Here is a 26607-nt window from a genome sequence, read left to right as displayed (position 1 = left end):
TGGTTATTTGTTGGCGACTTTTTGCTATTCAAGCTGTGCAACTTGCTGTTCTAGCAGCTGGATACGCTCTTCTTTTTTACTACTCAGCTCATTCATCATACGCAGCTGGTCTTGCATCATGGCTTCTTGCTCTTTTAGCTGCGCGCTCTGCTCTGACAATCGACTCAGCTCTTCTTTGGCAATCGCCGAATCTTCAGGTAGTGTCGGCGCAAGAATTTCTTCTGGCGTGATTGTCGGTAGCGCTGCGGTCGCATGGGCTGAGCTAGAGTTAGCATCCACTGCGACGGTTGACGCGGCAGGTAAGCTAGCGCTAGCTTGTGGTTTTACTATAGGCGCTGCAGTTTTGGGTGTTGCGTTTACTTGGGTCTGCGTCTGTGTCTGTTTCTGTGACTGCGCGGTGGATTTGTTGGGCTCGCTTGACTGCCCCATAAAAAACCATGCCAAGGTAGCCAGTGCCAACCCTGCACCCACTAGCAACCCAAGTTGATTGCGGTTTTTTAACGTCCGTTTCGCTAGTGGTTGACTTGGCGGTCTTAAAAATGGGTTTGCTGTCTGGTCGATAACTGCTTTACTTTCGGGTTTTGTTTTGGTTAATAGAACGGGTGGCGTCGTCTCGATAGTTTCGATAGTTTCGATAGTCTCAATAGTCTCGATAATTTTTTTATCACTATTTTCATCACTACTTTGCGATGCAATGGGCTGTGGTTGCGCGCTATGACTGTCTGATTGTAGACTTAGGTTTAGGTCTGGGTCTGACTTAGCTGCTAACGGTAGGTTATCAATATCAAATATCAGCGCGTTATCGGTTGTCTGTGACGGTACGGGCTGTGACACTGTCGCTGTATTGACAGCGTCTTCGATATTCACAGTGATATTGGGTTCAACATCGCTGGGTAGCTCATCCAAATCAAAATCATCAAAACTCAGCTTTTTGGGTGCGAGGGTATCAGCCGCTTTTGTGTTATCTGCTGTATAGTCCGTTTTGCCATGAAGTAATTCATCTTCCAACTGGTTTAAATCAATGCTATCTAGCGAAAACGCATTTGTGATTGCTGTCGTTTTTGGAGATCTGTCTGAGTAGTTAGTCGCTTGCATCGGCGCCTGAGTTGTATCAAGCTGCAACGGATTATCTGACACGCCGGTCGTTGGATTTTCAGCCAGCGGTGATGATGGATTGACATCTTTGCTAGTCGGGGCTGTAGAGTCATTGTCTTTTTTTAGGCTAAATAATTTCATGTTGGGTCAATATCCCTATCCATGTCGGGCGGGTCAGATGTCCGTACGGTTTCATGCTAGCGATGTATATGCCAAGCTGACATTAAAATGATGGTGTACATTCGTTTGCTTGTTACTATAACAAACCCCAGTCAAAAATAACAACGTTTAGCACAAAAACCTATTTTGACCACCCTAATTGTATGACAGGCGCTTCAACTTGGCTTATTTAAACCTAACAATACCCGCGCTATCTTCGCCATAATGAACAGTTTCCTGATGATTGGATTGCTGAATGTCAACGATCTCATCGGGTGTTGGGCGACGCTCGCTATAACCACATGCCGTACACTCGATATACTCATCATACTCGGGCTGATATAGCTGAATTTGAACAACTTTATCCATTGCTTTGCAGCTTGGGCATGCCACCCCTGCTAGAAATTGACGTTTGGGGCGATTGGATTGATATCTCATAGTTTCTTCTTTTTACTAGCTTGTATTTTGACAACCGTGTTACCAAGCTTGGGTGTTAGCGTTATCTGTGTCATCGCTCAGCAGTTCATCATAGCTACTGGTTAAAAATCCCGAGTGACGTAACAGCGCATCAATACGGGCTTCACGACCGCGAAATGCCTCAAAGTTGGCTTTTGCAGATTGGCTACCGCCTTTGGCTAAAATGTTATCACGGAAGGATTTGCCAGCGTTTTTATCAAAAATACTGGTCTCTTCAAACTTGCTAAACGCATCGGCTGACAACAGTTCTGCCCATTTGTAAGAATAATACCCTGCCGCATAGCCTCCTGCGAAAATGTGGCTAAAGCCATTGGCAAAACGGTTATAACTGGCGGTCGGCATAATCGACACATCGGCACGCACGCTATCAAGTAACGCCAATAACTGGGGATAGTCGGGTGCTGGGGTTTTGGCATGCAATAACAAATCAAATAACGCAAACTCTAGCTGGCGCAGGGTTTGCATGCCGCTTTGGAAATTTTTGGCAGCGAGCATACTTTGTAGCATGCTCTTTGGCAATGTTTCGCCGGTATCGACATGACGGCTAATTAATGCAATCCCTTCAGGGTGCCATGCCCAGTTTTCCATAAACTGACTGGGTAGCTCAACTGCATCCCATTCGACGCCATTCACGCCTGCCACATCGCCAACATTCACTTCAGTGAGCAGATGATGCAGCCCATGTCCAAACTCATGAAAGAGGGTTAACACTTCATCATGGGTTAATAAGCTGGGTTTGCCGCGCTGTGCACCCGTTGGCGCAGGGGTAAAGTTTGCCACCATAAAACAAACGGGTAACTGCTGATAACCGCTATCATCGTGTTGATAACGCGCTTGAAAGCCACTCATCCATGCGCCACCGCGTTTGCCAGGACGGGCATATAAATCAAAATAAAAACCACCGATAAGCTGCTGATGTTCATCAAAAACTTGATAAAAACGCACGTCATCATGCCAGCGCTGCGTGCTTGCAGTTTTATCTTCAATCTGAATGCCATACAGTTTTTGCACAATCTCAAATAAGCCTGCGATGACTGTCGGCACTGGGAAGTACGGACGCACTTGTTCTTGCGATAGATTAAATTGACGTTGTTTAACTTTTTCTGCCAGATATGCGGTGTCCCAAGGTCGCACCTCATCGCCATCATCACCGATGCCAAACGCCAAACCTTCAACCTGCAGCTGTTTTAAATCTTGCATGGCAAAGGGTCGTGCTTTGTCTGCCAAATCCCGTAAAAACTGCTCTACAGTGTCGACATTGTCCGCCATTTTGGTGGCAAGTGATAATTCAGCAAAATTGTCATAGCCCAATAACTGGGCTTTTTGTGCGCGTTTTGCCAAGATATCCGTCATGATATCGGCATTGTTAAATTCTGGCTGCGCTGACAATTCAGAGGCACGGGTGACATACGCCCGATACAAGGTTTCGCGTAACTCGCGGTCATCGGCATAGGTCATCACCGCAAGATAGACTGGGATATCAAGTGTCGCCACATACGGCGTTGCTAATACTTGCTCCGGGAATTTTTCTGTATATCGGTTACCCGCATCTGCAAGCATGGCAAGCGCAGATTCAGGCAGTCCTGCTAGTTGCGATTCACTTAACGGTAAAAAGTAGCTTTGGGTAGCATCGAGCACGTTATCGGAGAATTTAGCCGATAGCGTAGATAACTCGCTGGCAAGGGTGGCAAATTGCTGTTTTTGTGCCTCCGCTAAACCCACACCGGATAATTCAAAACTTTGTAGCGCCAAGGTCAACGAGCGTTGTCTCGCCGGCTCTAAACGCGCAAAAAATGACTGATCGCTCACCACACGCTGATAGCGTTGATACAGCGGTAGATGTTGACCAACCGCCGTGCCGTAGGCAGAAAGTGCGGGCAATAGTGCATGATGCAGCTCACGGATTGGCTCATCACTGATCACGCTATTTAAGTGCGATAGCAAGCCCCAACTGCGGTCTAATGCCAAATTCACATGGTCAAAGGCGATGATATCATTGAGCGCTTGTTGGCTGCTGAGGTGTGCATCGTTAACTTGACTATTAGCTTGCCCAGCTTTGTTATCGAGGTCGGCTTCATCATCAAGCATAGTCAAAAACGCATGTCCATTCGCCAACGCCTCATCGATTGCCGTTTTGAGTCGCTCAAGCGCTAATTGATTAAATTCAACAAGGTGCAAATTTTCTGTCGGATTTTCTACATCGTTGATCATACTGTTTTCCAATTTTTTATCGCTCGTTGATGATTGAGAGTAAAAGTCGTCATTGCCCAAAATTTTAGCATAAAAACCGCAACGCTTGGCAAAGCTACCCCATTTTGCTACACAGCTTTGCGACATAAATGTCGACAATCATTATATTGTGACAATTTTTTGTCAAAACAAGCCAGCGGTACAATTTCACGTTAAAATAATGCCATGTTTATCACTGTGATTTTATTATGCGCTCACTAACACCTAAAAAAATAACACCTAAGCCAGTAGCATCTAACGAAATAGTGTCTAACCAAGTATCAGGCGCCAAACAACCAAAAAACAGCCTAATCATCACCAGTTATAACATCCATAAAGGCATGTCACCCCTCAATCGTTTTGTCAAAATGGAAGGCATCGCTGCTGCACTTGACCAAGTGCAATCTGATATTATCTGTTTGCAGGAAGTCCAAGGTCAAAATCTCAAACGGGTGGTGAAATACAATGAATTTCCCGACCAGTCCCAACATGAATGGTTTGGCGAGTATCTACAGCTTGAAAACAGCTATGGCAAAAACGTCGAATATAACCACGGTCATCATGGCAATGCGGTACTAAGTCGCCATCCGCTCGACCCCAAACACAATGTCAATATCACAGTGAGCCGCCTTGAGCAGCGTGGTGTATTGCACTGCGAAATCCAGCCCAAAGGCTGGCATACGCCCATTATCGTGCTTTGCGCGCATCTAAACTTAAGGGAAAATGACCGTGAAAAACAATATGAGGTGATAAGCCAGTATATCAATAACGAAATCGACCAATCCACGCCGCTGATATTGGCAGGCGATTTCAATGACTGGAAAAAGTTATCCTGTCAAAAGCTTGGCTGTGACCTTAATTTACAAGAAGCCGTGCTGACCCACCATGGCAAACTACTGCCTACCTTCCCTGCCAAGCTTCCGGTATTAAGCCTTGACCGTATCTATGTGCGTAACCTACAAGTACACCGTGCTTGGGTGCATAAGGGACAACCTTGGTCAAATCTCTCTGACCATTTGCCGGTTAGTGCCGAAGTCAGTCTGCTGCCAGATTAAAGATTAAAAGATTAAATTTGCATGATTTTTGCACCAAGGTAGCCTACCAATTTTTATAGACATGACTGTCAATTTTTGTCCTAGCCAAACCCGATTTGACGTTTTAGGCCACAGGCTTTAGACGTCAGGCTTTAGACGTCAGGCTTTACACGTCGGTTAGCCAAATTGACGCTACACTGGAAATCCTCATGCAATCAAAATTACTCATTATTTTTGCGATATTAGGCATCACCGCACTCGCTATTTTTAACCTCATATCATCACATCGTACCCAGCAAGTCATTGCATCCAATCAAGCCAATAGCAGTACCGCCTCGGCACCCTTAGCCATAGCATCAAACGATACGTCATCGATTGGGGAGCAGCCTAAACAAGTGCTTGATAAGGCAACAACAGATTTGAATCAAGCCGCTCAGACCTCATCCAACAACTTGGCAAGCGCAGAGAAAACCACGCAATAATCAGTGATTGTAGCACCGCCAAGCAACAATGGTTAAAAGGACATCAAGTGGCTAATATTAAATCGCTAACATCAAATAGCTAAGATTAAATAGTCAAAGACGTTTTTTGTTTTAGCAGGTATTTGTCTCAACGATAAAAAAGGGCAAATTGTATTGCCCTTTTTTTCATTAACGAGATTTGTTGCGCGCGTTACTTTTATTTTTAGCGCTTTTTGCTTTCCTGACGTTCTCACTTGGCTTAGATTGAGCATTAGGATTAGATGGCGCATTGGGATTGGATTGAACGGAATTAGATACCGCTTGTGATTGACCGCGACTTTTGCCTTTACCGCGATTATTAAATGACGATTTTTCCAGCTGTGCCACCAAATCAAAATCAATCTGCTGGGTCTCCATATTGACGGCAGCGACTTTGACACGGATTTTATCACCCAGTCCAAATACCAGTCCTGATTTTTCACCAAATAACTGCTGCGCCTTGTCATCATATACAAAGTAATCTTCGCCCAAATGCGAGATATGAATCAAGCCATCAATGAATAAATCGGTGAGAGTCACGAACAAGCCAAAATTGGTCACTGTGGTAACTACTGCATCAAATGCTTCACCGATATGGTCTTTCATATAATGGGCTTTGAGCCACTGCTCAACAAAACGGCTGGCTTCATCGGCACGGCGCTCTGTCATTGAGGTCTGCTCACCCGCATCTTCTAGTGACCAATCTGGCAGCGGCGCCTTTTTGCCCGTCACTTTCGCTTTGATGGCACGGTGTAGCATCAAGTCGGGATAACGGCGAATCGGTGAGGTAAAGTGGCTGTATTCCTCATACGCCAGCCCAAAGTGCCCGATATTGGTCGCTGCATAGTTGGCTTGCTGCATGGAGCGCAGTAGCACACTATGGATACTAATCGCATCAGGGCGCTCGCGTGTCGCTTCAATGATACGTTGATAATCTGCCTGTGTCGGATTTTCTTCAGGAAATGACAAACCAAAATGCTTCACAAAGTCACTGACGCGAGCGGCTTTTTCTGCCTCCGGGGTATCATGATTGCGATACAAGACTGGCAATTCATGCTTGAGCGAAAATTCAGCCGCGCAGGTATTGGCAAGTAGCATCATCTCTTCGATGAGCTTATGCGAGTCACCACGCGTCCGTGCCACAATGGCGCTGATTTTGCCGGCTTCATCAAACTTGATATAAGTCTCTTGGGTTTCAAATTCCATCGCATGGCGCTGTTCGCGTTTGACCAATAGCACTTTGTACAAATCATACAGCACATCAATTGATTTTTTGACCGCTTTATTACCGGTGATAGTGACTGGCACTTCGGCTTTGGGCGTTTCCCCTTGAACTTGGGCAAAATAATCATTGACTTGGTTATAAGTCAATCGCGCTTGAGAGTGCATCACGCTTGGATAAAACTCATAGCTGGTCACGTTACCGCTACGCGATAGTATGATGTCGGCTACCATACACAAGCGGTCAACACTTGGGTTTAAAGAGCAAAGCCCGTTGGAGAGTTTTTCAGGTAGCATCGGCACCACAAAATGCGGGAAGTAAACTGATGTACCCCGCTCATAGGCTTCTTGATCAAGTACTGAGTTGGCAGTCACATAATGACTGACATCGGCAATCGCGACGACCAAGCGGTAGCCACCGCCACGACGTTTTTCGGCATAGACGGCATCATCAAAGTCGCGCGAGTCTTCGCCATCAATGGTGACTAGCGGCAACGCCCGTAAGTCGATACGGTCTTGATAGTCTTTTTCTGTCGGCTCTTTGTATGCATCGACTTGCTGCATGACTTTTGGGCTAAACTCATGGGGAATATCGTAATTTAGCAGCGTAGTTTTGATAATCAATTCACGCTCGTTATCATCGACCAAGCTTTCAGTAATTTTCCCCGTCGCATATTCATGTTGGGTGGGATAGTCAATGATATCGACTTTGACGGGGTCACCCATTTTGAGTTGTAGCGCTTCGACGTTTTCTTCCGTCACCGTAATCGGTTGATGATTGTTTGGGCTAATCAGTTCTACAAAGTAACCATCGTCATCTTTTGCAAGTTTACCAATATATTGTAGCTGGGCATGGGATACCACTGACAACACACGACCCATCATACGACCACGGTTGTCGGTACTAGTAGCGATGGCTTTTACTTTATCGCCATGAAATACCCAGCGCATTTCAGTTTCATTCAAAAACAAATCCGGCATATCATCAAGCACGACAAAGCCAAAGCCTTTGGCATGGGCAGCGACCACGCCAGTTACGGCATCGTTCTCAGTCAATGGGCGATAAATATAAGGATTGCCGCCGTCGGCATCACGGCTTAATTGTCCATCCCGCAGCATAGCTTTTAAGCGGTTGCCCAGTGCGTCGTACTCATCGTCATCCAAATCAAAAATCGTCGCAAGCTCGTGTTGGGTAGCTTGTCCGCGCTCAAGTAGGGTTTGTAAAATCAGTACACGGCTTGGAATCGGGTTGTCATAGTTGGCTGCTTCAACAGCGGCATTGGGGTCTTGCCAATTTTTCATATTGTTGTCGTCTTTTCTTATCATTTAAAATTTGTCATTTAAACTTTGTCATGCAAATTATTTTATCACCTTCGTTAAATGCTAGGGGAAGTATTATCCATCACAGCGATAAAATCATGTTAAAATTTTGTTGCTCAGCTTAGTTTTAGTTCAGGCCTTAGCTCAGCTTAGGTTGATTTAGGCTTTATTGCATTGTATATGGGTGCGTTGCAAGCGTTTTTAAATGGTTGGTTTTTAAATGGTTTATTTTAAGTTTTAAGTAAGCTTTAATATAGCTGACTTCGATAGCGAAAATATAGTTGGCTTCGATAATGAGTGTTTAATGGCTAACGGTGAATCACCACAGTGACATAGACAGCGACATAGATTGGTCAAAAGATAACAAAGGGGAACCCATGAAAGCAAGAATTTTAGCCGTTGGACAAAAAATGCCAGCTTGGGTGCAGACGGGATTTGACGACTATTATAAACGTATTCAGCCCATGCTCAGCACCGAAATCGTTGAAATCCCCGCCTGCAAACGTACCAAAAACCCCTCGTCTGCCGAACTTGAAAAATATGCCATCACCGAAGGCGGACTAATTCTGCAAGCGCACCAAGCCAAAAATTCAGCAGGCAAACGCGAGCAGCTGATTTGCCTAGACGTCCGCGGTAAAAATCTATCAACCGAAGATTTAGCGGCTAAAGTTGGCGAAGCCATGCAGTTGGGTGATGACATGGCGTTTGTGATTGGGGGTGCTGATGGCATTTCAAAAGAGGTTTTAGCCCATGCGACATTCAAATGGTCGCTGTCCAATCTCACCTTGCCGCATCCACTCGTGCGTGTGCTACTGATGGAGCAGCTGTACCGCGCTATGACCATTATCCATCATCATCCGTATCATCGCGGTGATTATTTTTAAGTTTTTCCAGTCAACCTGTTATGTTTGATTATGTATGAAATCGCTGACATGGCTTGTTTTTGCGAATTTTTCCCTTACTTAACCTATTAATCCTTTTTAGTTAATCCTTATTAATTCGTTATCATTTCTATTTATCACTGCAACTTTAAGAAAATTGATGGAAAAAACCGAAAAACAACCAATCAGCCTGCAGCCATTTTTACCCCAAACACCGTACCCGCTTTATACCTTGCCCAGTCTGTTTATTTCACATGGGGCGCCGACGATTGCTATCGAAAACAACCGCACTACCCAAGCGCTCAATAAATTTGGGCAAAATCTGCCAAAACCACGCTTGATTATCATCATCTCTGCGCATTGGCAAAGCCAGCATCTAGAAATCAATGGCAATGCGGCGCCCGCTACTTGGCATGATTTTAGCGGCTTTCAAAAAGCGCTGTATACCATCGATTATCCTGTCAAAGGCGACAGCCTGATTGCTGAGCATCTGGCACAGCAATTGCAGGCTTTGGGCGTTAGCACATCGGTCAATCGACTGCGTCCGTTTGACCATGGGGTATGGTCGCCACTGGTGCATTTGTATCCGCAGGCAGATGTGCCGATTGTGCAGCTTTCGCTACCGCAGCATTTTGATAGTTATGCGTGTTTTCAGTTGGGGGCTTTATTGGCACCGCTGCGGGCAGAGCAAGTATTACTCATCGGCTCTGGCAGTGTCACCCATAATTTGGCGCAGGTACAGTTTGATAGCGGTGAGGTGGATGCGGAGGCACGTGAATTTAAATATTGGTTGATTCATCAACTCAAACAACATATGCCAACGGCTTTAGATTGGCGGTCACATCCATTTGCCCATCACAATCACCCCACCCCTGAACATTTATTGCCGTTATTTTTTGCGGCAGGCGCAGGCTCAAAGATGAGCATCGTGCATGAAAGTTTTGCCCATTTTAGTTTGGGTATGGATGTGTATCGGTTTGACTAACCCTTAGTCCACATCCGCCACATCGAGATTTTTGTCGATTTGAAATACCAAAAATGCGCCGATAGTCATGAGCATAAACATGGTAATACCTAGCTTGGCAACGGGATTAAAGGGCAGGATATTTAATACTAAGCCGCCAAAAATACCGACGACAAAGTTGAGTGAGCCTTGCAAGGCACTCGCCATGCCCGCGCGGCGTTTTTGAAATGCCAAAGCAATGGCACCTGAATTGGGCTGGGTGAGCCCTAACCCTGCAATACAACAAAAAATGCTGGCGAGCACCAACGGCAGCCAAGCTTGCGTGCCAAATACCAAACCTAGCAGCATCAAACATGCCGCCGCGATTACTTGCATCACCGCCCCAAATCTCAGCAAGCTGACTAGACGATAACGGTTCACCAGCCATTGGTTGACCTGTGTCAACCCAATAAAACCTGCCGCATTCATGCCAAAAATCCAGCTAAAATGCTGCGGCGTCACCCCATATCCTTCCATAATTAGCTCAGGTGCCGCGCTGATATACACAAACATCGAACCCATCAGCAGCCCTGCGCCAATCGCAGGATAATTAAACTGGGTATCTTTGAGCAAATCCCAGTATTGACTGAGCACGTCATTCATCGGACGGTTGTTGCGAAACTCATCGGTCAAGGTTTCATGCAAAAACAGCCGGGTCAGCACGATATTTAAAATACCAAACCCCGCCAAAAACCAAAAAATCACCCGCCAACTGGCGACTTTTAACAGCAACGACCCTAGGCTTGGTGCCAAAATCGGCGCAATCCCCATCACTAGGACCATCAGCGAAAATGCCTTTGCCATTTGCTTGGGATGCAAGCGGTCACGAATCATCGCTCGCGACACCACCGTTCCCACACACGCGCCCAACGCCTGCAGCGTTCGTGAGACAAACAACACGTATTCATTGGTAGTGGTGGCGCACATCACCGAAGCAATCACATACAGTACCATGCCCACATACAAGGGCTTGATGCGCCCAATCCGATCCGAAATCGGACCATAAAACAACTGCCCGACCACCAATCCCACAAAATAGGCAGGTACCGAATTGGACATAAAAGCCGTTGCTACGCCAAAATCTTTTGCCATACTGGGCAAAGCCGGCAAATACATATCAATCGACAGCGGACCGATAGCAATAATCAACCCCAAAATCATAATCCAAACTGTCGGATAGTCTAACTCGTGCGATGGTTGAGGGTGCGGTGTTGGCGGTAGGTTCATAGTGATCAATTTAAATAAAAAAGCGTGTCTAAATAAAAAAGCAGGCAAAAATCATAAGTCGGCTATTATAAACAAATTTTCCTAAAATATTTTTCGTTATCGTTTAGTTTATGTGAGCAATCAACCATGCAGATTGGCTAAAACACAGCATAAAAAAGGCAGCCTTTGCTGCCTTTTTTAGCGAATACCTTGACAGCTTACTGCAAAAAAGTACCCAAACGTTGACCCATTGTCACAGGCACTGAATTATAAAGACCTGCACCCCAAGCCATGCCCGCTGATTTTGGTAATACCACAATCGCCGTTGAGCCCAAATAAAACCGCCCAAGTTCATCGCCTTTTTTCAGCGTCATGTGATGGGTTTGACGCTGCACGCGATCGCTACGTTTGATTTTGCCTGTGGCCACTGTTTCAATCCCTGCTACAATCATCGCCCCGACTAGCACAACGCAAGCTTTACCAAATTCGGTATCAAACACACACACGCAGCGCTCATTACGGGCAAACAAATCGGTAATGTTTTCAGCGGTCTCGTTATTCACCGAGAATAGCTGTCCTGGCACATAGATGGTTTCTACCAAAGTACCGTCAAACGGCATATGCACGCGGTGATAATTGGTTGGTGCCAAATACACGGTGACAAAACTCCCCTCTTGCATGGCTTTGCCAAGTTCATAATCCGCGAGCAATTGCCCGACTTCATACGATTTGCCTTTGGCTTGCAGGATTTGGTCTTTATCGATTTGCCCCAATTGCGATATCATGCCATCTGCAGGACAGATCAGCGCATCTGAGTCATCATCAATCTTGCGCGCGCCGTCTTTGAGCTCACGAGTAAAAAAATCATTAAAACTGTCATACTGAGAAAAGCTACCGCGCGCATATTCCTCTAGCTTGATGCCATACACCGAAGCAAAGGTACGAATAAAGGTTTTTTTCACCATCGGATGACGGCTTTGGGCAAGGCGACCTGCGATTTCACTGATTTTTTGTTGTGGGACAAGCGATTGTAACGTCGTAAACAAGGTCATAAGTTACTCGAGATTGGCATTTTAAAGTTGGCTTATTATAATCAAAATCCCCCTTAGAATCACGGTATATTAAACACTGGGCTACGAGTTAAGCGACAAGCTAGCTGTTAAGTTAAGACGCTTACGCTCAAACTGACGGATAAGAAAAATCATGAAAGCAGTACTACAACGGGTGAAATTTGCCAAAGTAGCAGTTAACCAAGCGCCTCACCAACAACAAATCGTCGGCGAGATTGCACACGGCGTACTTGTTTACCTTGGCCTTGGGCATGATGATACGCTTGCGATGGGGCAAAAAATGATTGATAAAATCCTCACCTATCGCGTATTTGAAAATGAGCAAGGCAAAATGGATAAAAATGTGCAAGAGGTTAATGGCGGCTTACTGTTGGTGTCGCAGTTTACCCTCCTTGCCAATACCCAATCGGGTAGACGTCCTGATTTTAAGCCCGCGATGGCGCCCGACATTGCCAAAGCTTTGTTTGCCGAAATAGTAGCGTATACCAAGACGCAATATGCGGCTGTGCAAACAGGCGAATTTGGTGCAGATATGCAAGTCAGCAGTTGCAACGATGGTCCAATAAATTTTATTTTTGAACTGTGATACGACCCGTGTTAAGTACCAAAAATTGAGTGAAACGCCGAATTTCTTACAACACCACAAATAAAAGTCCTAAAAGCTTATCGTTGTCATTTTTTTGTCATATTCTGAAGTTGTAATATGGGCATTGTAATATTGTTGTCATAAAATTGTTTTGACAAACAGTTGCCTATTTTTATCGCTTGAGAAACTTATGAAAAATGAAACTATTTTGGTGGTGGAAGATGAGCCTGCCATTCGAGAAATGATCGTGACCACATTAGAGATGGCAGGATTTGATTGTTTGCAAGCCTCGGAAGTCTCTCAAGCCCATCACTTGGCGGTCGATCATCGCCCCAACCTCATCTTATTAGATTGGATGCTACCCAATGGGCTGTCAGGCATTGATTTATGCCGCCGCCTGAAAAAAGATGAAATGCTCTCTGAAATCCCTATCATCATGCTCACCGCCAAAGGCGAAGAAGATAACAAAGTTCAAGGACTTGACGCTGGGGCAGATGACTATATCACCAAGCCGTTTTCCACCCGTGAACTGGTTTCCCGTATCAAAGCGGTATTGCGCCGTAGTAGCGCATTGTCAGGCGAAAAACCCATTGACGTAGGCGGCTTGTCGCTAGACCCTGCCAGTCAGCGCGTGAGTGCCAATAACAAAGCGGTGGATATCGGACCGACAGAGTATCGGCTACTTGCTTTCTTTATGAGTCATCCCGAGCGGGCTTATACCCGCACCCAGCTACTCGATCAAGTGTGGGGTGGCAATGTGTATGTCGAAGATCGTACCATTGACGTGCATATCCGCCGCCTGCGTAAAGTGCTTGAGCCATTTGGGTTTGCGGACTATATCCAAACTGTACGTGGCACAGGCTATCGCTTTTCTAATAAAATCGACTAAAATAGCCTGATTAATCGCATTGAAATTTTTGCCAACTTATCCCAACTTCGCTATAGTAAGCTTTCTCAATGGATGCTAGAAAAATTAATATGTGGGCGAGCATTTCACCCGTGGTGACAGCTGGGGTTGCCGGGCTGTTGATTGGCGGGCTATTAGGGTTTTGGGGTTGGGGACTGGCGATAGGGCTTTGCTTGTATCAGCTATATTTTTTATGGTCGATACAACGCTTTAAAGCGTGGTATAACAAAAACCCCGATGAGCCGCCGCCTGCATTTGAGCCCAACCTTAGTGTCGTTGCCAGCAATATCTACCAAGTCAATCGCCAAGAGAAATTGGCGCATCAGCAAACCGTTTCGCTGGTGCAAAAAGTGCGTGACTCGCTGAGCGCATTGCAAGACTCGATTATTCTGATTGATAAAAACGACTGTATCGAATGGTGGAACAACTCTGCCGAGCGGCTTTTTCATTTTAAAGCGCCCGACCAAGGTCGCAATGTGTTGACCATTATTCGCAACCCGCTTTTTCATCAATATTATCACCACATTGAAGACTATCCAGATGGTGTGCGTATCCATAACCCGTCTAATATCGAGCGCTATGTGCAGTGCAAGATTACCAAATTTGGGCAAGAAAAATTACTGCTGATTTATGATGTCACCCGTTTTCAGCATTTAGAACAGATGCGAAAAGACTTTGTGGCCAATGTTTCGCATGAACTTCGCACACCGCTTACCGTCATCATGGGGTATGTGGAGACTTTGAGTGAACAGCCTGATTTAGATCCGCGTATTGCTCGCGCGTTTACTCAGATGATGCAGCAAAGTCAGCGCATGAATAACATCATTAATGACTTACTGTTATTATCTCGACTAGAGAACGATGAAAAGCCCACTGAGCCCAAAGATATTGATATTCCCAAAATGCTAATGCAATTGTTTGACGATGCGCAGATGTACAACAAGTCATACGACCATATGATTCATTTGCATATCGACAGCACGTTACATATTTTGGGTTATGAAGATTATCTGCGAAGTGCGCTCAGTAACCTGATTACCAATGCCATGAAATACACCCCCAAAGGTGGGGAGATTAGTATTAGCTGGCATGAGTGTGACGCGGGGGTATGTTTTAGCGTGACCGACAATGGCATTGGTATCGAGCAGCGCCATATTCAGCGCTTAACCGAGCGTTTTTATCGCGTGGACACGGGTCGAAGCCGTGACACAGGGGGTACTGGTTTGGGGCTAGCAATTGTTAAGCATGTCTTGTATCAGCATCATGCCACCTTGGATATCACCTCCACAGTTGGCAAAGGCTCGACCTTTACTGTGACCTTTCCAAAATCTGCTAGTATCCCAACCCAATCCCTTAATCCTGCAAGCCCACAAAGTTAAAATTTACTGGTGGCTGACGCCCTTGCATGATATCAGCCATCGCTTTTGCTGAGCCGTTCGAGTGCGTCCAGCCCAAAGTGCCATGTCCGGTGTTGAGATACAAATTATCAATACGTCCTTGGCGATTGACCGCGCGACCGATAATCGGCACATTTGACGGTGTCATCGGTCGCAGCCCTGTCCAATAATTCGGCTCGGTCAAATCTACCGCATCTCCAAACACCTCTCTCACCCGCCGCGTAATCGCTTGGCAACGAATGGGATTTAGCTCAAGGTTAAAACTGTTAAATTCAGCCGTTCCTGCTACTCGCAAGCGATCGCCTAAGCGCGAGTATACCAGTTTAAACTCATCATCAATCAAGCTTACATAAGGTGTCTCATCGGGTCGCAACACAGCATAAGTGGCTGAATAGCCTTTGGCAGGATAGATGGGTAGATTGATACCCAATGCTTTGACTAAGGCAGGACTATAGCTCCCTAACGCCAGTACATACGCATCGGCGGACAGTATCTGTGACTGCGCTGGCAAAGCGGTATTGTCTCTACTATCAACGGAGATTACTTCCACACCATCAATGTGTTGGTTATGATAAATAAGTCGTTTGATAGCAGTATTAAATAAAAATGTTACCCCTTGCTGTTGACAAAGTGCTGCCAAGCGATGAGTGAATTTTTGGGCATCCCCTGATTCATCAAGTGCCGTATAAGTCGCTCCAACCAATTCTTTGCCAATACCAGTTAACGCAGGCTCTAATTCTATCGCTTTATCCACACTAATCACTTGCCGATCACAACCCAATTGCTGCATCCGTTTAGTGGGTGCTATCGCTGCCTGAAACTCAGCATGATCGGTATAAAAATGCATAATACCGCGTGTCAGACAGTCATAATCAATGTGTGTTTGCGCCCTAACCTCCCCCAGTATCTGCCGAGAGTATAATCCTAAATTGACCATCTGCACCAAATTAGCATCGGCACTTTTCGCATTGCATTGCTGCAAAAACTGCCAACCCCATCGCCACAGTGCCATATCAGGGGCTGTATCTTGCGCTGTACTGCCGGGCAAACCCAACAACCGACGCCAGCGAAACAACAATGGGGCATCTTCTCGAAATAACCATTTTAGCGCTTTATAGGGTGTATCAGGATTTGCCCAAGGCGTGGCATGTGACACAGATATTTGCCCACCATTGGCAAACGATGTTGACAATGCCGCACTACTTTCGCGCTCGATTACCGTTACCTCAAACCCTGCTTGTCGAAGCTGCCAAGCAGTAGTGACACCCACCACCCCCGCACCAAGCACGATAACCTGCTTTGTCATAACTTGCCTTACTGTCGTTAGCTGATGAATATGTATAGATAAAAAATGTAGATTGACTAGCAATCAATAAAAAGCCCCCAGTTATCATGGAGGCTTTTTTTCATTTATAAATAACATGGGCTGAAATTTTAATCTATCAGCGTGGGCACAAAGCGTTATTTGCTTAATTTACTGCTGATTTCACGTAGCAATAGTACTTCTTCTGAAGGTTCTGGTGCAGCCGCATCTTGCGCTTCGCTTTGGCGGCGTAGGCGGTTCATGGCTTTCACCAACATAAATATGATAAATGCCAAAATAATAAAGTTGATTAAGATGGTGACAAAATTACCATATGCAAATACAGGCACACCCGCTTTTTTGAGCGCATCATACGTCATAGCGGTGCCTGCAGGTACATCACCTAACACCACAAACATATTGGTAAAGTCGATTCTGCCGCCCATAATCGCAGAGATAATCGGCATAATAATATCTTCTACCAACGACGTGGTGATTTTACCAAATGCGCCGCCGATGATGACACCCACTGCCAAATCCATCACATTGCCTTTGAGGGCAAACTCTTTAAATTCTGACATCATACTCATATAACTTCTCCTACTTTCAAAATAATTGCTACAATCGTTGACTAAAAAACCCTTATCATCATAAGGAATTGTGTAAAATTTTAAATCTTTGCTTTGCCAGTGTGTAGATTAAATTAAAAAAGCTTGTAACAGGTACAAGCTTTTTGTAAATAAATGTTAGGCTTTTTCAAAATTTTTATCGCGTAGATTCGCTATTATTTACGACCGTTACGTTTACGCTCATTTTCAGTCAAGTATTTTTTGCGTAGACGAATTGATTTTGGTGTCACCTCAACCAGCTCATCATCTTCAATAAATTCAAGCGCTTGTTCAAGGGTAAAAATGATTGGCGGCGTTAAAATAATCGCATCATCGGTACCACTGGCGCGCACGTTCGTCAACTGTTTTGCTTTGGTTGGATTGACTACCATGTCATCGCTACGTGAGTTTTGACCGACAATCATACCTTCATAGACTTCAGTTTGTGGTGATACAAACATACGACCACGTTCTTGAAGATTAAATAGCGCATAGCCCAATACAGTACCATTCACCATAGAAATCAACACACCATTTTGGCGTTTTGCCACATCGCCTGTTTTGACAGGACCATAATGTGAGAAACTTGAAGTCATGATACCAGTACCTGAGGTAATGGTTAAGAACTCAGAGCGAAAACCAATCAAACCACGTGACGGCACCACCGCTTCAATACGGATACGGCCTTTGCCGTCAACTTCCATATTGGTCAATTCGCCTTTACGGTAGCCCATTTGCTCCATTACCGCGCCTTGGTGCTGTTCTTCAACATCAAAAATCACATTTTCAAACGGCTCTTGTTTCTCACCTTCGATTTCACGAACAATTACTTCTGGACGTGATACACCCAGCTCAAAACCTTCACGGCGCATATTCTCAATCAATACAGACAAGTGAAGTTCTCCACGACCTGAGACTTTAAATTTATCAGGACTGTCGGTATCTTCCACGCGAAGTGCCACGTTATGAATTAACTCACGTTCTAGGCGCTCACGAATATTGCGTGACGTCACGAATTTACCTTCTTTACCCGCGAATGGTGAGTTGTTCACTTGGAAAGTCATCGATACGGTTGGCTCATCGACACTTAGCGCTGGTAAGGCTTCTACGTTTTGTGGATCACAGATAGTATCAGAAATATTTAACGCATCGATACCCGTGATACAGACGATATCACCGGCCTGCGCCATAGGTACTTCGATACGGTCAAGACCATGGTAACCCATAATTTGTAGGATACGGCCGTTACGTTTATTACCTTCTTTATCCACAATTGTTACAGGCGTATTGGTTTTAACTGACCCACGCTGAATACGACCGATACCAATCAAACCTTTGAAGTTATCATAATCAAGGCTTGAAATCTGCATACGGAATGGACCGTCCGTATCCACCTGTGGTGGCTCAACGACATTAACGATGGTTTCAAACAATGGCTGCATATCTTCTGCAAGCTCGTCAGGCGATAACCCTGCAATACCATTCATGGCAGAGGTATAAACGATGGGAAAATCTAGCTGCTCATCTGTCGCACCCAAATTATCAAACAAATCAAACACCTGATCCATGACCCAGTCTGGACGGGCGCTTGGTTTATCAATTTTATTAATCACCACGATTGGCTTTAAGCCACGGGCAAATGCTTTTGAGGTCACAAAACGGGTTTGTGGCATAGGACCATCAACGGCATCAACTAATAACAACACACAGTCAACCATCGACATCACACGTTCAACTTCACCACCGAAGTCAGCGTGACCGGGGGTGTCGACGATGTTAATACGGTATTCAACGCCGTCTTTAGGATTGGTCCATTTGATCGCCGTATTTTTGGCTAAAATGGTAATACCACGCTCTTGCTCTAATGCGTTAGAGTCCATGACGCGTTCAACTTCTGCGGCACGCTCACCAAAAGTACCTGATTGTTGTAACAGTTTATCGACTAGAGTAGTTTTACCATGGTCAACGTGGGCAATAATCGCAATATTGCGAAGATTTTTGATTGAATCTGACATAAAAAAATAGCTCTTGAAAATTCGGCTAGGAAGGAAAATTAAAACACGCGGTAGTATAACATCTTATCGTTAAAAATAGATTAAATTTATCTAAGTTGAGTTTATAGCTGATAATAAAAATAAAAAAAGCTACCAACGAGGGTAGCTTTTTTTATTTAATAACTAATTATTGTACGTTCATGTCTTTAGTTTGAACAGTTGTGCCAGAGTTGTTACCAGTGATGATAGCATATACACGACGGTTCATTGCACGGCCTTCAGCAGTGTTGTTGTCTGCGATTGGGCGGTCATAACCGTAACCCACTGTGCTAATACGTTGTGGTGCAACACCAAATTGGTTAACTAACATTGATTTAACCGCATTTGCACGTGCTTCAGACAAACGTTGGTTGTAACGCGCAGATGGACCAGTTTTTGAAGCGTGACCTTCAATTGAAGCTGTTGAATTTGGATATTCATTCATTTTTTCAGCAACTTTTTGGATTTCTGGTTTGTACTGATCTTTGATGACAGTTTTGTCATTGTCAAAGAATACACGTAATTCCATACGTAATGAATCATCAAATGGGATTTCACGTGGGCAACCGTCAGCATCTACAACAACATTTAATGGAGTGCCTGGGCATTTGTCAACGCTATTTGGTACGCCATCTTGGTCATCATCACCATCAGTCAAAACGATTGGCTCAACGGGAGTAGGTTCAACCAATGGTGCTGCTGGTGCCAAGTGACCACCTAGAACCACGTTAAGACCTGCTAACGCTAGACCTTCCCACCAATCGTTATCGAAGTTATAGATCGCACGACCTTCACCACGTAAGCTTAATGCGTCATTGATTCGGTAGTAAGCACCAAGACCTAAGTTACCGATAGTGTCTTTAGAAGTTGCTTTGCTGCCATCATCAAATGCCATTGAGGTTTTTGATTGACCTGCACCGATTAACACATATGGCTTGAATGGGCTGTTAGTATAGCCACTAAAGGTTTCAGTACCGATAGTAAAGTTACCTGAGTATGATTTTTGTTCAAACTTATGTCCGTTAACTTTATCGCCGTTGCCATTTAATGCGTCAGAATCAGTTTCACCGTACTCTAATTCAAGTGCGATAGTAGGTGTCAATTCGATACCAATACCTGCACCAGTGTACAAGTCGTTACGTTGGTGAGTACCTGCGAATTGTTCGCCTTGTTTGTCTTCAGTTTTGCTGATACCATCTACATAATGATAACCTAGTAGTAAAGGTGTAACAGTAACGCCTGCGTTAGCGGCTACTGGCATAACAGCTGCAGCAACAACTGCTAGAGCGATTTTATTTAGCTTCATAGAAGTCCTCCAAAGGATTGGCTTATTTTAAATTAAAATAACCTGATAGTTAATTCACAAAATAATACATCAAAAAACATGTACTTTATGAACTTGTTAAATATAGCTTAACGCCTAAAAATTGTGTTTACAACTCTTTTTTTTACATTGCTACACAATATTACACGAACATCACAATATGTTATATTTTTATTTTTTAGTAGCCAAGCTAATCGCTTACGCTCGATACTAAGAATTCAACAACCATCATGATTCGACATTACACATCAAAACTATACACTTCTCTCGAAAAGGATTTTAATACAGTCTATTTAAATTTACCATATCTTAAATTCATACTGTCACTAAATGATACATTCTAGTGACATTCACTTACTAAATAAATGAGACATTTACGTTTCAGGCACAACAGTTTTTTCTCAATAATGTTTTAGAACCAGTAACAATAGGTATTTGAACATTTAAACCCATCTGTGCCTATGAAATCCTTACTATCTAGAATAGACATTCCATTACCTGATAACATCAGTCGTTTAGTCGCTTTCATTCACTTTCTAGCCACCAGCCTTACCTTATAGTTCAATATTTGTTTGTTAATTCTTTTGAACTCTATATAATAATGAACTAAAGTCCTTTATTGTGTTATCCCATCATCACTTAACCGGTAGCTTTAATAGCATGAATGATTCGAAAGCCAACGTATTCTCAATAAAAAGACAGGGGTTTACTTTAATTGAAACAGTCGTCGTTTTGACTGTTTTATCTATCATCGTAGCGATGGCTTCGATTACTATTACCAACAGCTTAAAGCAAATGGAAGCAAAAAGCACCGCTTCAAGCTTAATGAATTTTTTAAGCAGTGCAAAACAAGAGGCGTTGATTTATCAAAACCCTGTGATAGCCTGTGTCGCCAATGATAACTTGGCTTGCGTGACAACTGGCGGTCATCAGCTGATTAGCTTTATCGATAAAAATAACAATAACAGCTATGAGGCAGCGGTAGATAAACTCAATCATCAGCTTACGTTAGATTTGTCCTGGGGGGTGCTGACGGCAAATATCTCGCTGAATAACAACTATATTATTTTTAAGCCAGAAAATGCTAGACCCATTGGTTATATGGGTAATATTCAATACTGCCCTTTAGATGGTAAGGTCGATAATCGACTAAAGATAAGTTTTAGCAAAACAGGCATTATTAAATATAAGCCCTACTCAGTTGAACAATTTAATTGCCCCTAACAGCTAGGCTTTTACCGTAAATGCTTTTCTCATTGCGCTCACCGCTTGGCTAAGCCCCATAAACACACTGTCTGCAATAATAGCATGACCAATGTTTAGTTCATGGATGCCACCAATATCAGCAATGGGTGCAACGTTGTCACGGGTAAGACCGTGCCCCGCATTGACCAGTAAACTTGCTTTTGCCTGGTGGGCATGAGTCACGGCTGTTTTGATACGGGTAATTTCCTGGCTAATTTTAACTTGATCGTGTTGCAAACAATAGTCAGCATAGGCGCCCGTGTGTAGTTCAATGGCATCTGCCCCGAGCGCAATGCTTTTATCAATTTGTGCCAACTCTGGATCAATGAATAGTGACACTTGAGTGCCGACTTGATGTAACTGTTGAATCGCACTGGCTATTTTGTGCTGATTACCAATCACATCAAGTCCGCCTTCGGTGGTCAGTTCTTGGCGTTTTTCAGGGACAAAGCACACCCAAGCTGGCTTAACATCACAGGCTATCGCTACCATCTCGTCAGTGACTGCCATTTCAAGGTTCATACGAGTGGTTATGACTTTGGCAAGCCGATAAACATCATCATCTTGAATGTGACGACGATCTTCACGCAAATGCAGCGTAATACCATCCGCCCCTGCCTGCTCACAAATTAACGCACCTGCCACAGGATCGGGATAAGCCACGCCGCGCGCTTGACGCAACGTTGCAATATGGTCGATATTCACACCGAGTAAGGGTTGATTGCTGGTCATGATATGCCCTATTTTGTCTATGATTGATAGTGGGTAAGCTTATTGATATTGGGTAAGCTGCTGCCAAAGTTCTCGGCTTTGCAGGGTTTGATAATTGAGTAAATTATCCATCAAATGGCGGTGCATGGCACTGATACTATTGACCAATTGTTTGGCTAAATCAAAATCTTGTTGCATCATTTGGTTAAAGCGCGTTTCGTCTTGCAAACATTGATACCAAGTTAGCACCTGCTCACCTGTTAATGATATGTCGGGTTTATCCAAGGGTAAAACTGGCATAAATCCTTGCTGTAGTTGGTATTGATAACGCTGCGATGAGACTATTAAATCCCCTAACGCATCTTTAGCAAAATCGAACCCATAGCCTAATTGTTCAAACAATACATTTTCAAAGCGTCTTAAATACCACTTTAGACGGGTCATATCATATGGCGATTGCGCTGGGTCGACAAACAGCGTTGCCATGTTGGCAACGCACTGCTGATATGCTTGCCATATCTCAGCAAACGGCTCTTCAACAGGCAATAGTTTTTGCAAAATCTCATTGAGATACATGCCTGCATACAGGCTTTGTCCTGTAAGGGTAATGTGATTTTGCAAAATTTGGCTTTGACTAAAAGTTTTTAGGCTGTTTTTACCATTGCCAAAAAATTGTATAGGGACAAATAGCGGTAAGTTTTTTTTACCGATACCATGTACTACGCCCCATTCTTCACTAAACAGGTAAATTAAACTACGGCTTTCACCATACGGCTTCTGGTGCAGAATATAACCTGTTAGCAGTTGATTGCGCATAGTAGCTTATTTGCCTTATTGCTTAGTAGCCCAAGCTCGTTAGCGCACGCTCATCATCTGACCAGCCTTTTTTGACTTTGACCCACAGCGTTAGCATCACTTTTTTATCAAACATTTTTTCCATGTCTTGGCGCGCTTCGATGCCGATTTGTTTGATTTTTTCGCCTTTATCACCGATGACAATCACCTTTTGACCTTGACGCTCGACAAAAATCGTGGCATCGATAAAGGTCACAGCTTTACGCCATTTGCCTGTTTTTGGGTCTTGATGCGCGGGCTCATCCTTGAAGGTGTCGATTTGTACGGTTAAATCGTAAGGAATCTCATCGCCCGATGCGCGCATCACTTTTTCACGAATGATTTCACTGGCTAAAAAACGTTCCGAACGGTCAGTAACTTGTTCTGCATCATAGATTGGCGCTGCAATCGGTAAATGCTTACCGATGACTCGTACTAGCTCATCTAAGTTATGCGCACGTAACGCAGATACGGGCACGATATCGCTAAATACTTGGGTGTCATGCAGTTTTTGTAGTAGCGCGAACAGCTGAGCTTCGTCCTTAATGGTGTCGCTCTTATTAATCACTGCAATCACAGGGACACTCAAATTTTGGACTTTGGCAAACACCAGCTCATCATCTTCCACCCATTTTAGGCTATCAATCACAAACAATACCGCATCAACGTCTGCCAAAGCCGAAGTTGCTGCTTTATTCATACGCTCATTGATAGCGCGCACTTCGCGGCTATGGATACCTGGGGTGTCAACAAAAATCGCTTGTAGTTGCTCGTTGGTCAAAATTCCCATAATACGATGGCGGGTGGTTTGGGGTTTTCGCGAGGTAATCGACAATTTTTGACCCAACACATGATTCATTAACGTTGATTTACCCACGTTTGGACGTCCGACAATGGCTACATAACCCGTGCGAAAATCCACTGCGCGCACGGGCGCTGCTTCACTTTGCCCACTGAAGAATTGACTGATAACATCCTGGTTGTTGTCCGCTGATGGATTGTCGACAGCTGGGTCAGTGGTTGTTTGTTGGGTAGCGTCTGCTTGGTTAGACATAAAGTGGGATCTCAACATTGGTTTAAAGGGTACAAATTATTGTAGAATAGTTTTGAGCAAATTTCAGTAAGCATTTCAGCAAATTTGGGTGTTGACGGTATGGCAGGTCGGCAAATTAGCGCAGCGGGGGTAACAAATCACTGATTTTAGCCAGCATGGCTTCGGCGCAGCGCTGCTCGGCAATACGGCGACTTTCACCTTGGGCTGTGACTAAAGCTTGGGTCGGTGCTATGGGTTTGGCGGTTTTATTGTCAAAAATAATTTCGACTTGGCAGCTGACCACAAAAATTTGATTGGGGGCATTGCCAATGGTTTCGGTCACTTCATAGCGGGGCAGCGCAAGTTGGTGTGCTTGCAACAGCTCTTGTAAACGGCTTTTGGCATCTTTTAGCACTTTTTGTTCTTTCACTTTTTCGAACAAATCTTCAAACCACGCCAGCACACAAGCCTTAACCGTATCAAAATTTTGACTATCAAGATAAATAGCGCCAATCAAGGCTTCAACGCTATCTGCCAAGATTGAGGCGCGCTGACGACCACCGCCTTTACGCTCGCCCACCCCTAAAATCAAATAATCTGACAGATTGAGCTGCTTTGCAATAATCACCAAAGTTTCTTCGCGCACAAGCGATGCACGTAAGCGACTGAGCCGACCTTCATTATAGTCGGGATAGCGCAAAAATAAGGCTTCTGCGATGATAACACCGAGCAATGCATCTCCCAAGAACTCTAATCGCTCGTAATTGTGTTCGCTATCAAATGAGCGATGCATGAGTGCCATAATGGGTAAATTCACATTATCAAACTGATAACCCATTTGATAAAACAGCGCGGTTAATTGACGCACTTGTGGCGGTAGTTTTTTGAGATTAAAGGTAGGGATAGTGATTGGTAAATTCATCTGCTTCAAATTGTTAGAAAATGTATTAGCCAGTGAAATCATCACATGACTATCACTTACTTAAGATTGGGGCTACAAGCTCAATAACTAATAACTAATAACTATTGCTTGGCGACTTTGGCATCTTCTGCGCTAATGGTATCTTCAAAGCGATTGACGATATCGACGTTACCAAAAAAGTTGTTTGCTTCATCGTATTTCAATTTCACTGACATCGCACCTGGCGTATTATCCACCACTTCCACGACGTCCTCTGCCTTTTGGCTGAGACCATTGATATGCCATTGGGAATTGACATTACCTAAAAACTCTTTGACACTTTCTTTATTGTCATTGGACTTTTTGAGTTCAAATGCCAACGATTTTTTGAGTTGGTAGTGACCGACTTGGGCAGGGATAATAGCTAAACCGATTTTGGCACACACGACGATGAGTACAATCATAATCACGATACCCGTAACGCTGGCGCCGCGCTGATGACTTGGTAGGTTCATGCCGTATTCTCCTTTTATCATCGCTCAAGATAGGTTAATGTAAGCTTTAGTTAATTAAATATTCTCAACAACAAAGGCTTTGATATCCAATTTTTTAAAGTAAGCGGTTAGTGTATTGCGCCATTGCGATTAAAAGTGGGTAAACTTAATCCACTGGCTTTGTGCGTCCACACATACACGGCTTTACCCGCTAGGTTCTCATCAGGTACAAACCCCCAAAAACGACCATCAGCACTGCGATCACGGTTATCGCCCATCACAAAATAGTGTCCTTCAGGCACTGTTAGTTGCCATTGTTGACCTTGGCTCGCCATCAATTGAGGTGAGGCTTGCTGCAAAAAGCTGGCATATTGAAACCAATTTTTGTCACCCAAATAGCGCACCAAATGTTGATGATTGCTACTGGGTGATTCTTGCACGTATTTGGCAGACAATTCTTCTTGATTGCCCAGTTGTGCTGCTTGCTCAGCTGTCACAAGCTCACCGGTCTCGGTTTTACCTGGCGGATATAGCTGCGCTGTCATCTTAGGGTCGGGAGTAAAGTTTGCTGGCGTGGTCGCAATCGCTTTGCCATTGACGCTTAACTGCCCGTTGTTAAAGCTCACCGTATCCCCACCCACGCCAATCACCCGCTTGATATAATAAATTTTTGGGTTTTCAGGATAGCGAAATACCACCACATCACCATGCTGTGGCGCGCCCAAATCAAGCACCTTGGTATTCACCAGTGGCAAGCGTATACCATACGCGTATTTGTTGACCGCAATAAAGTCACCCGTATAAAGGGTGGGCACCATCGACGATGAGGGGATATTAAACGGCTCAATCAAAAACGAGCGCACTACGAGCACAATCGCTAAAATCGGGAAAAAATCATACGCCCATCGCACCGGCGCAGTCGATTTCTCCAATCCTTTGCTTTGCTTTTGCTTTAGTACCAATTTATCCAGTAGCCAAATAGCGCCCAAAATCAAGGTCGCAGGGACAAGAATCAAATTAAAATCAAAATCCATAC

The 26607-nt window shown here is 44.3% G+C and carries 24 protein-coding genes; 8 read left to right on the top strand and 16 right to left on the bottom strand.

What is annotated here, in order from left to right; genetic code table 11:
• Positions 1-24: 24 nt before the first annotated feature.
• The 3 genes from RTL34_RS05745 to RTL34_RS05735 form a co-directional block, all read right to left on the bottom strand.
• Positions 25-1236: a hypothetical protein gene (locus RTL34_RS05745; RefSeq protein WP_312115369.1), complete on the bottom strand. Its 1212-nt coding sequence runs from the start codon at positions 1234-1236 to the stop codon at positions 25-27.
• A gap of 204 nt (positions 1237-1440) precedes the next feature.
• Positions 1441-1692 carry a YheV family putative metal-binding protein gene (locus tag RTL34_RS05740; RefSeq protein WP_076775884.1) on the bottom strand — a complete coding sequence of 84 codons (252 nt, stop codon included), beginning with the start codon at positions 1690-1692 and terminating at the stop codon, positions 1441-1443.
• A gap of 39 nt (positions 1693-1731) precedes the next feature.
• Positions 1732-3942, bottom strand: coding sequence for a M3 family metallopeptidase (locus tag RTL34_RS05735; RefSeq protein WP_312115365.1), 2211 nt, complete (start codon positions 3940-3942; stop codon positions 1732-1734).
• Positions 3943-4226: 284 nt separating this feature from the next.
• On the opposite strand from RTL34_RS05735, the gene RTL34_RS05730 reads away from it, so the two are divergent.
• A complete protein-coding gene (locus RTL34_RS05730; RefSeq protein ID WP_284035078.1) occupies positions 4227-5015 on the top strand; it encodes an endonuclease/exonuclease/phosphatase family protein in 789 nt (262 codons plus the stop codon).
• 188 nt (positions 5016-5203) lie between these two features.
• Positions 5204-5476, top strand: coding sequence for a hypothetical protein (locus RTL34_RS05725; RefSeq protein ID WP_065253815.1), 273 nt, complete (start codon positions 5204-5206; stop codon positions 5474-5476).
• 168 nt (positions 5477-5644) lie between these two features.
• Here RTL34_RS05725 and rnr read toward each other — a convergent pair whose 3' ends face one another.
• The gene (rnr, locus tag RTL34_RS05720) at positions 5645-8041 is read right to left on the bottom strand and encodes a ribonuclease R (protein WP_312115362.1); all 2397 of its coding nucleotides are present in this window, start codon (positions 8039-8041) and stop codon (positions 5645-5647) included.
• A 371-nt stretch (positions 8042-8412) separates the two neighbouring features.
• Between rnr and rlmH the strand changes: the two genes are divergently transcribed.
• Positions 8413-8919, top strand: coding sequence for a 23S rRNA (pseudouridine(1915)-N(3))-methyltransferase RlmH (gene rlmH, locus RTL34_RS05715; protein WP_312115360.1), 507 nt, complete (start codon positions 8413-8415; stop codon positions 8917-8919).
• Positions 8920-9076: 157 nt separating this feature from the next.
• Positions 9077-9901, top strand: a complete 825-nt coding sequence (locus tag RTL34_RS05710) for a DODA-type extradiol aromatic ring-opening family dioxygenase (RefSeq protein ID WP_312115358.1) — start codon at positions 9077-9079, stop codon at positions 9899-9901.
• A gap of 3 nt (positions 9902-9904) precedes the next feature.
• Here RTL34_RS05710 and RTL34_RS05705 read toward each other — a convergent pair whose 3' ends face one another.
• Positions 9905-11146 (bottom strand): multidrug effflux MFS transporter, encoded by a 1242-nt coding sequence (locus RTL34_RS05705; protein WP_312115355.1) that lies wholly within the window; start codon positions 11144-11146, stop codon positions 9905-9907.
• 197 nt (positions 11147-11343) lie between these two features.
• A complete protein-coding gene (asd, locus tag RTL34_RS05700; RefSeq protein WP_239743431.1) occupies positions 11344-12177 on the bottom strand; it encodes an archaetidylserine decarboxylase in 834 nt (277 codons plus the stop codon).
• Positions 12178-12328: 151 nt separating this feature from the next.
• Between asd and dtd the strand changes: the two genes are divergently transcribed.
• From dtd to phoR, 3 genes are all read left to right on the top strand, one after another.
• Entirely contained in the window at positions 12329-12781 is a 453-nt protein-coding gene (gene dtd, locus RTL34_RS05695; RefSeq protein WP_312115350.1) for a D-aminoacyl-tRNA deacylase, read from the top strand.
• 190 nt (positions 12782-12971) lie between these two features.
• Positions 12972-13670, top strand: coding sequence for a phosphate regulon transcriptional regulator PhoB (phoB, locus tag RTL34_RS05690; RefSeq protein WP_036595303.1), 699 nt, complete (start codon positions 12972-12974; stop codon positions 13668-13670).
• Between the two features lie 68 nt (positions 13671-13738).
• Entirely contained in the window at positions 13739-15067 is a 1329-nt protein-coding gene (gene phoR / locus RTL34_RS05685) for a phosphate regulon sensor histidine kinase PhoR (protein ID WP_312115345.1), read from the top strand.
• Here the strand turns inward: phoR and RTL34_RS05680 are convergent.
• The 4 genes from RTL34_RS05680 to RTL34_RS05665 form a co-directional block, all read right to left on the bottom strand.
• Positions 15042-16454 carry a D-amino acid dehydrogenase gene (locus tag RTL34_RS05680; protein WP_312115343.1) on the bottom strand — a complete coding sequence of 471 codons (1413 nt, stop codon included), beginning with the start codon at positions 16452-16454 and terminating at the stop codon, positions 15042-15044. The two genes, phoR and RTL34_RS05680, sit on opposite strands and share 26 nt — an antisense overlap.
• Positions 16455-16546: 92 nt before the next feature.
• Positions 16547-16978, bottom strand: coding sequence for a large conductance mechanosensitive channel protein MscL (gene mscL / locus RTL34_RS05675; RefSeq protein ID WP_312115340.1), 432 nt, complete (start codon positions 16976-16978; stop codon positions 16547-16549).
• Positions 16979-17172: 194 nt separating this feature from the next.
• Positions 17173-19011: a translational GTPase TypA gene (gene typA / locus RTL34_RS05670; RefSeq protein ID WP_160000965.1), complete on the bottom strand. Its 1839-nt coding sequence runs from the start codon at positions 19009-19011 to the stop codon at positions 17173-17175.
• 166 nt (positions 19012-19177) lie between these two features.
• On the bottom strand, positions 19178-20335 hold the full coding sequence (locus RTL34_RS05665; protein WP_312115334.1) for an OmpA family protein: 1158 nt from the start codon (positions 20333-20335) through the stop codon (positions 19178-19180).
• Positions 20336-21013: 678 nt separating this feature from the next.
• Here RTL34_RS05665 and RTL34_RS05660 point away from each other — a divergent pair.
• Positions 21014-21577, top strand: a complete 564-nt coding sequence (locus tag RTL34_RS05660; protein WP_312115331.1) for a GspH/FimT family pseudopilin — start codon at positions 21014-21016, stop codon at positions 21575-21577.
• Between the two features lie 3 nt (positions 21578-21580).
• On the opposite strand, the gene pdxJ is transcribed toward RTL34_RS05660, so the two are convergent.
• The 6 genes from pdxJ to lepB form a co-directional block, all read right to left on the bottom strand.
• Positions 21581-22330: a pyridoxine 5'-phosphate synthase gene (gene pdxJ / locus RTL34_RS05655; protein WP_312115328.1), complete on the bottom strand. Its 750-nt coding sequence runs from the start codon at positions 22328-22330 to the stop codon at positions 21581-21583.
• Between the two features lie 39 nt (positions 22331-22369).
• The gene (gene recO / locus RTL34_RS05650; protein WP_312115325.1) at positions 22370-23125 is read right to left on the bottom strand and encodes a DNA repair protein RecO; all 756 of its coding nucleotides are present in this window, start codon (positions 23123-23125) and stop codon (positions 22370-22372) included.
• Between the two features lie 22 nt (positions 23126-23147).
• Positions 23148-24197 carry a GTPase Era gene (era, locus tag RTL34_RS05645; RefSeq protein WP_312115322.1) on the bottom strand — a complete coding sequence of 350 codons (1050 nt, stop codon included), beginning with the start codon at positions 24195-24197 and terminating at the stop codon, positions 23148-23150.
• A gap of 115 nt (positions 24198-24312) precedes the next feature.
• The gene (gene rnc, locus RTL34_RS05640; protein ID WP_040403111.1) at positions 24313-25098 is read right to left on the bottom strand and encodes a ribonuclease III; all 786 of its coding nucleotides are present in this window, start codon (positions 25096-25098) and stop codon (positions 24313-24315) included.
• 101 nt (positions 25099-25199) lie between these two features.
• On the bottom strand, positions 25200-25592 hold the full coding sequence (locus tag RTL34_RS05635; RefSeq protein ID WP_312115318.1) for a DUF4845 domain-containing protein: 393 nt from the start codon (positions 25590-25592) through the stop codon (positions 25200-25202).
• A gap of 107 nt (positions 25593-25699) precedes the next feature.
• A complete protein-coding gene (gene lepB, locus RTL34_RS05630; RefSeq protein ID WP_239743448.1) occupies positions 25700-26605 on the bottom strand; it encodes a signal peptidase I in 906 nt (301 codons plus the stop codon).
• Between the last annotated feature and the right edge of the window lie 2 nt (positions 26606-26607).

Origin of the sequence: Moraxella sp. CTOTU47915 (assembly GCF_031986685.1) — a bacterium.
GTDB classification, from domain to species: Bacteria; Pseudomonadota; Gammaproteobacteria; order Pseudomonadales; family Moraxellaceae; genus Faucicola; species Faucicola tetraodonis.
This window is presented reverse-complemented; position numbering and strand designations above follow the sequence as displayed.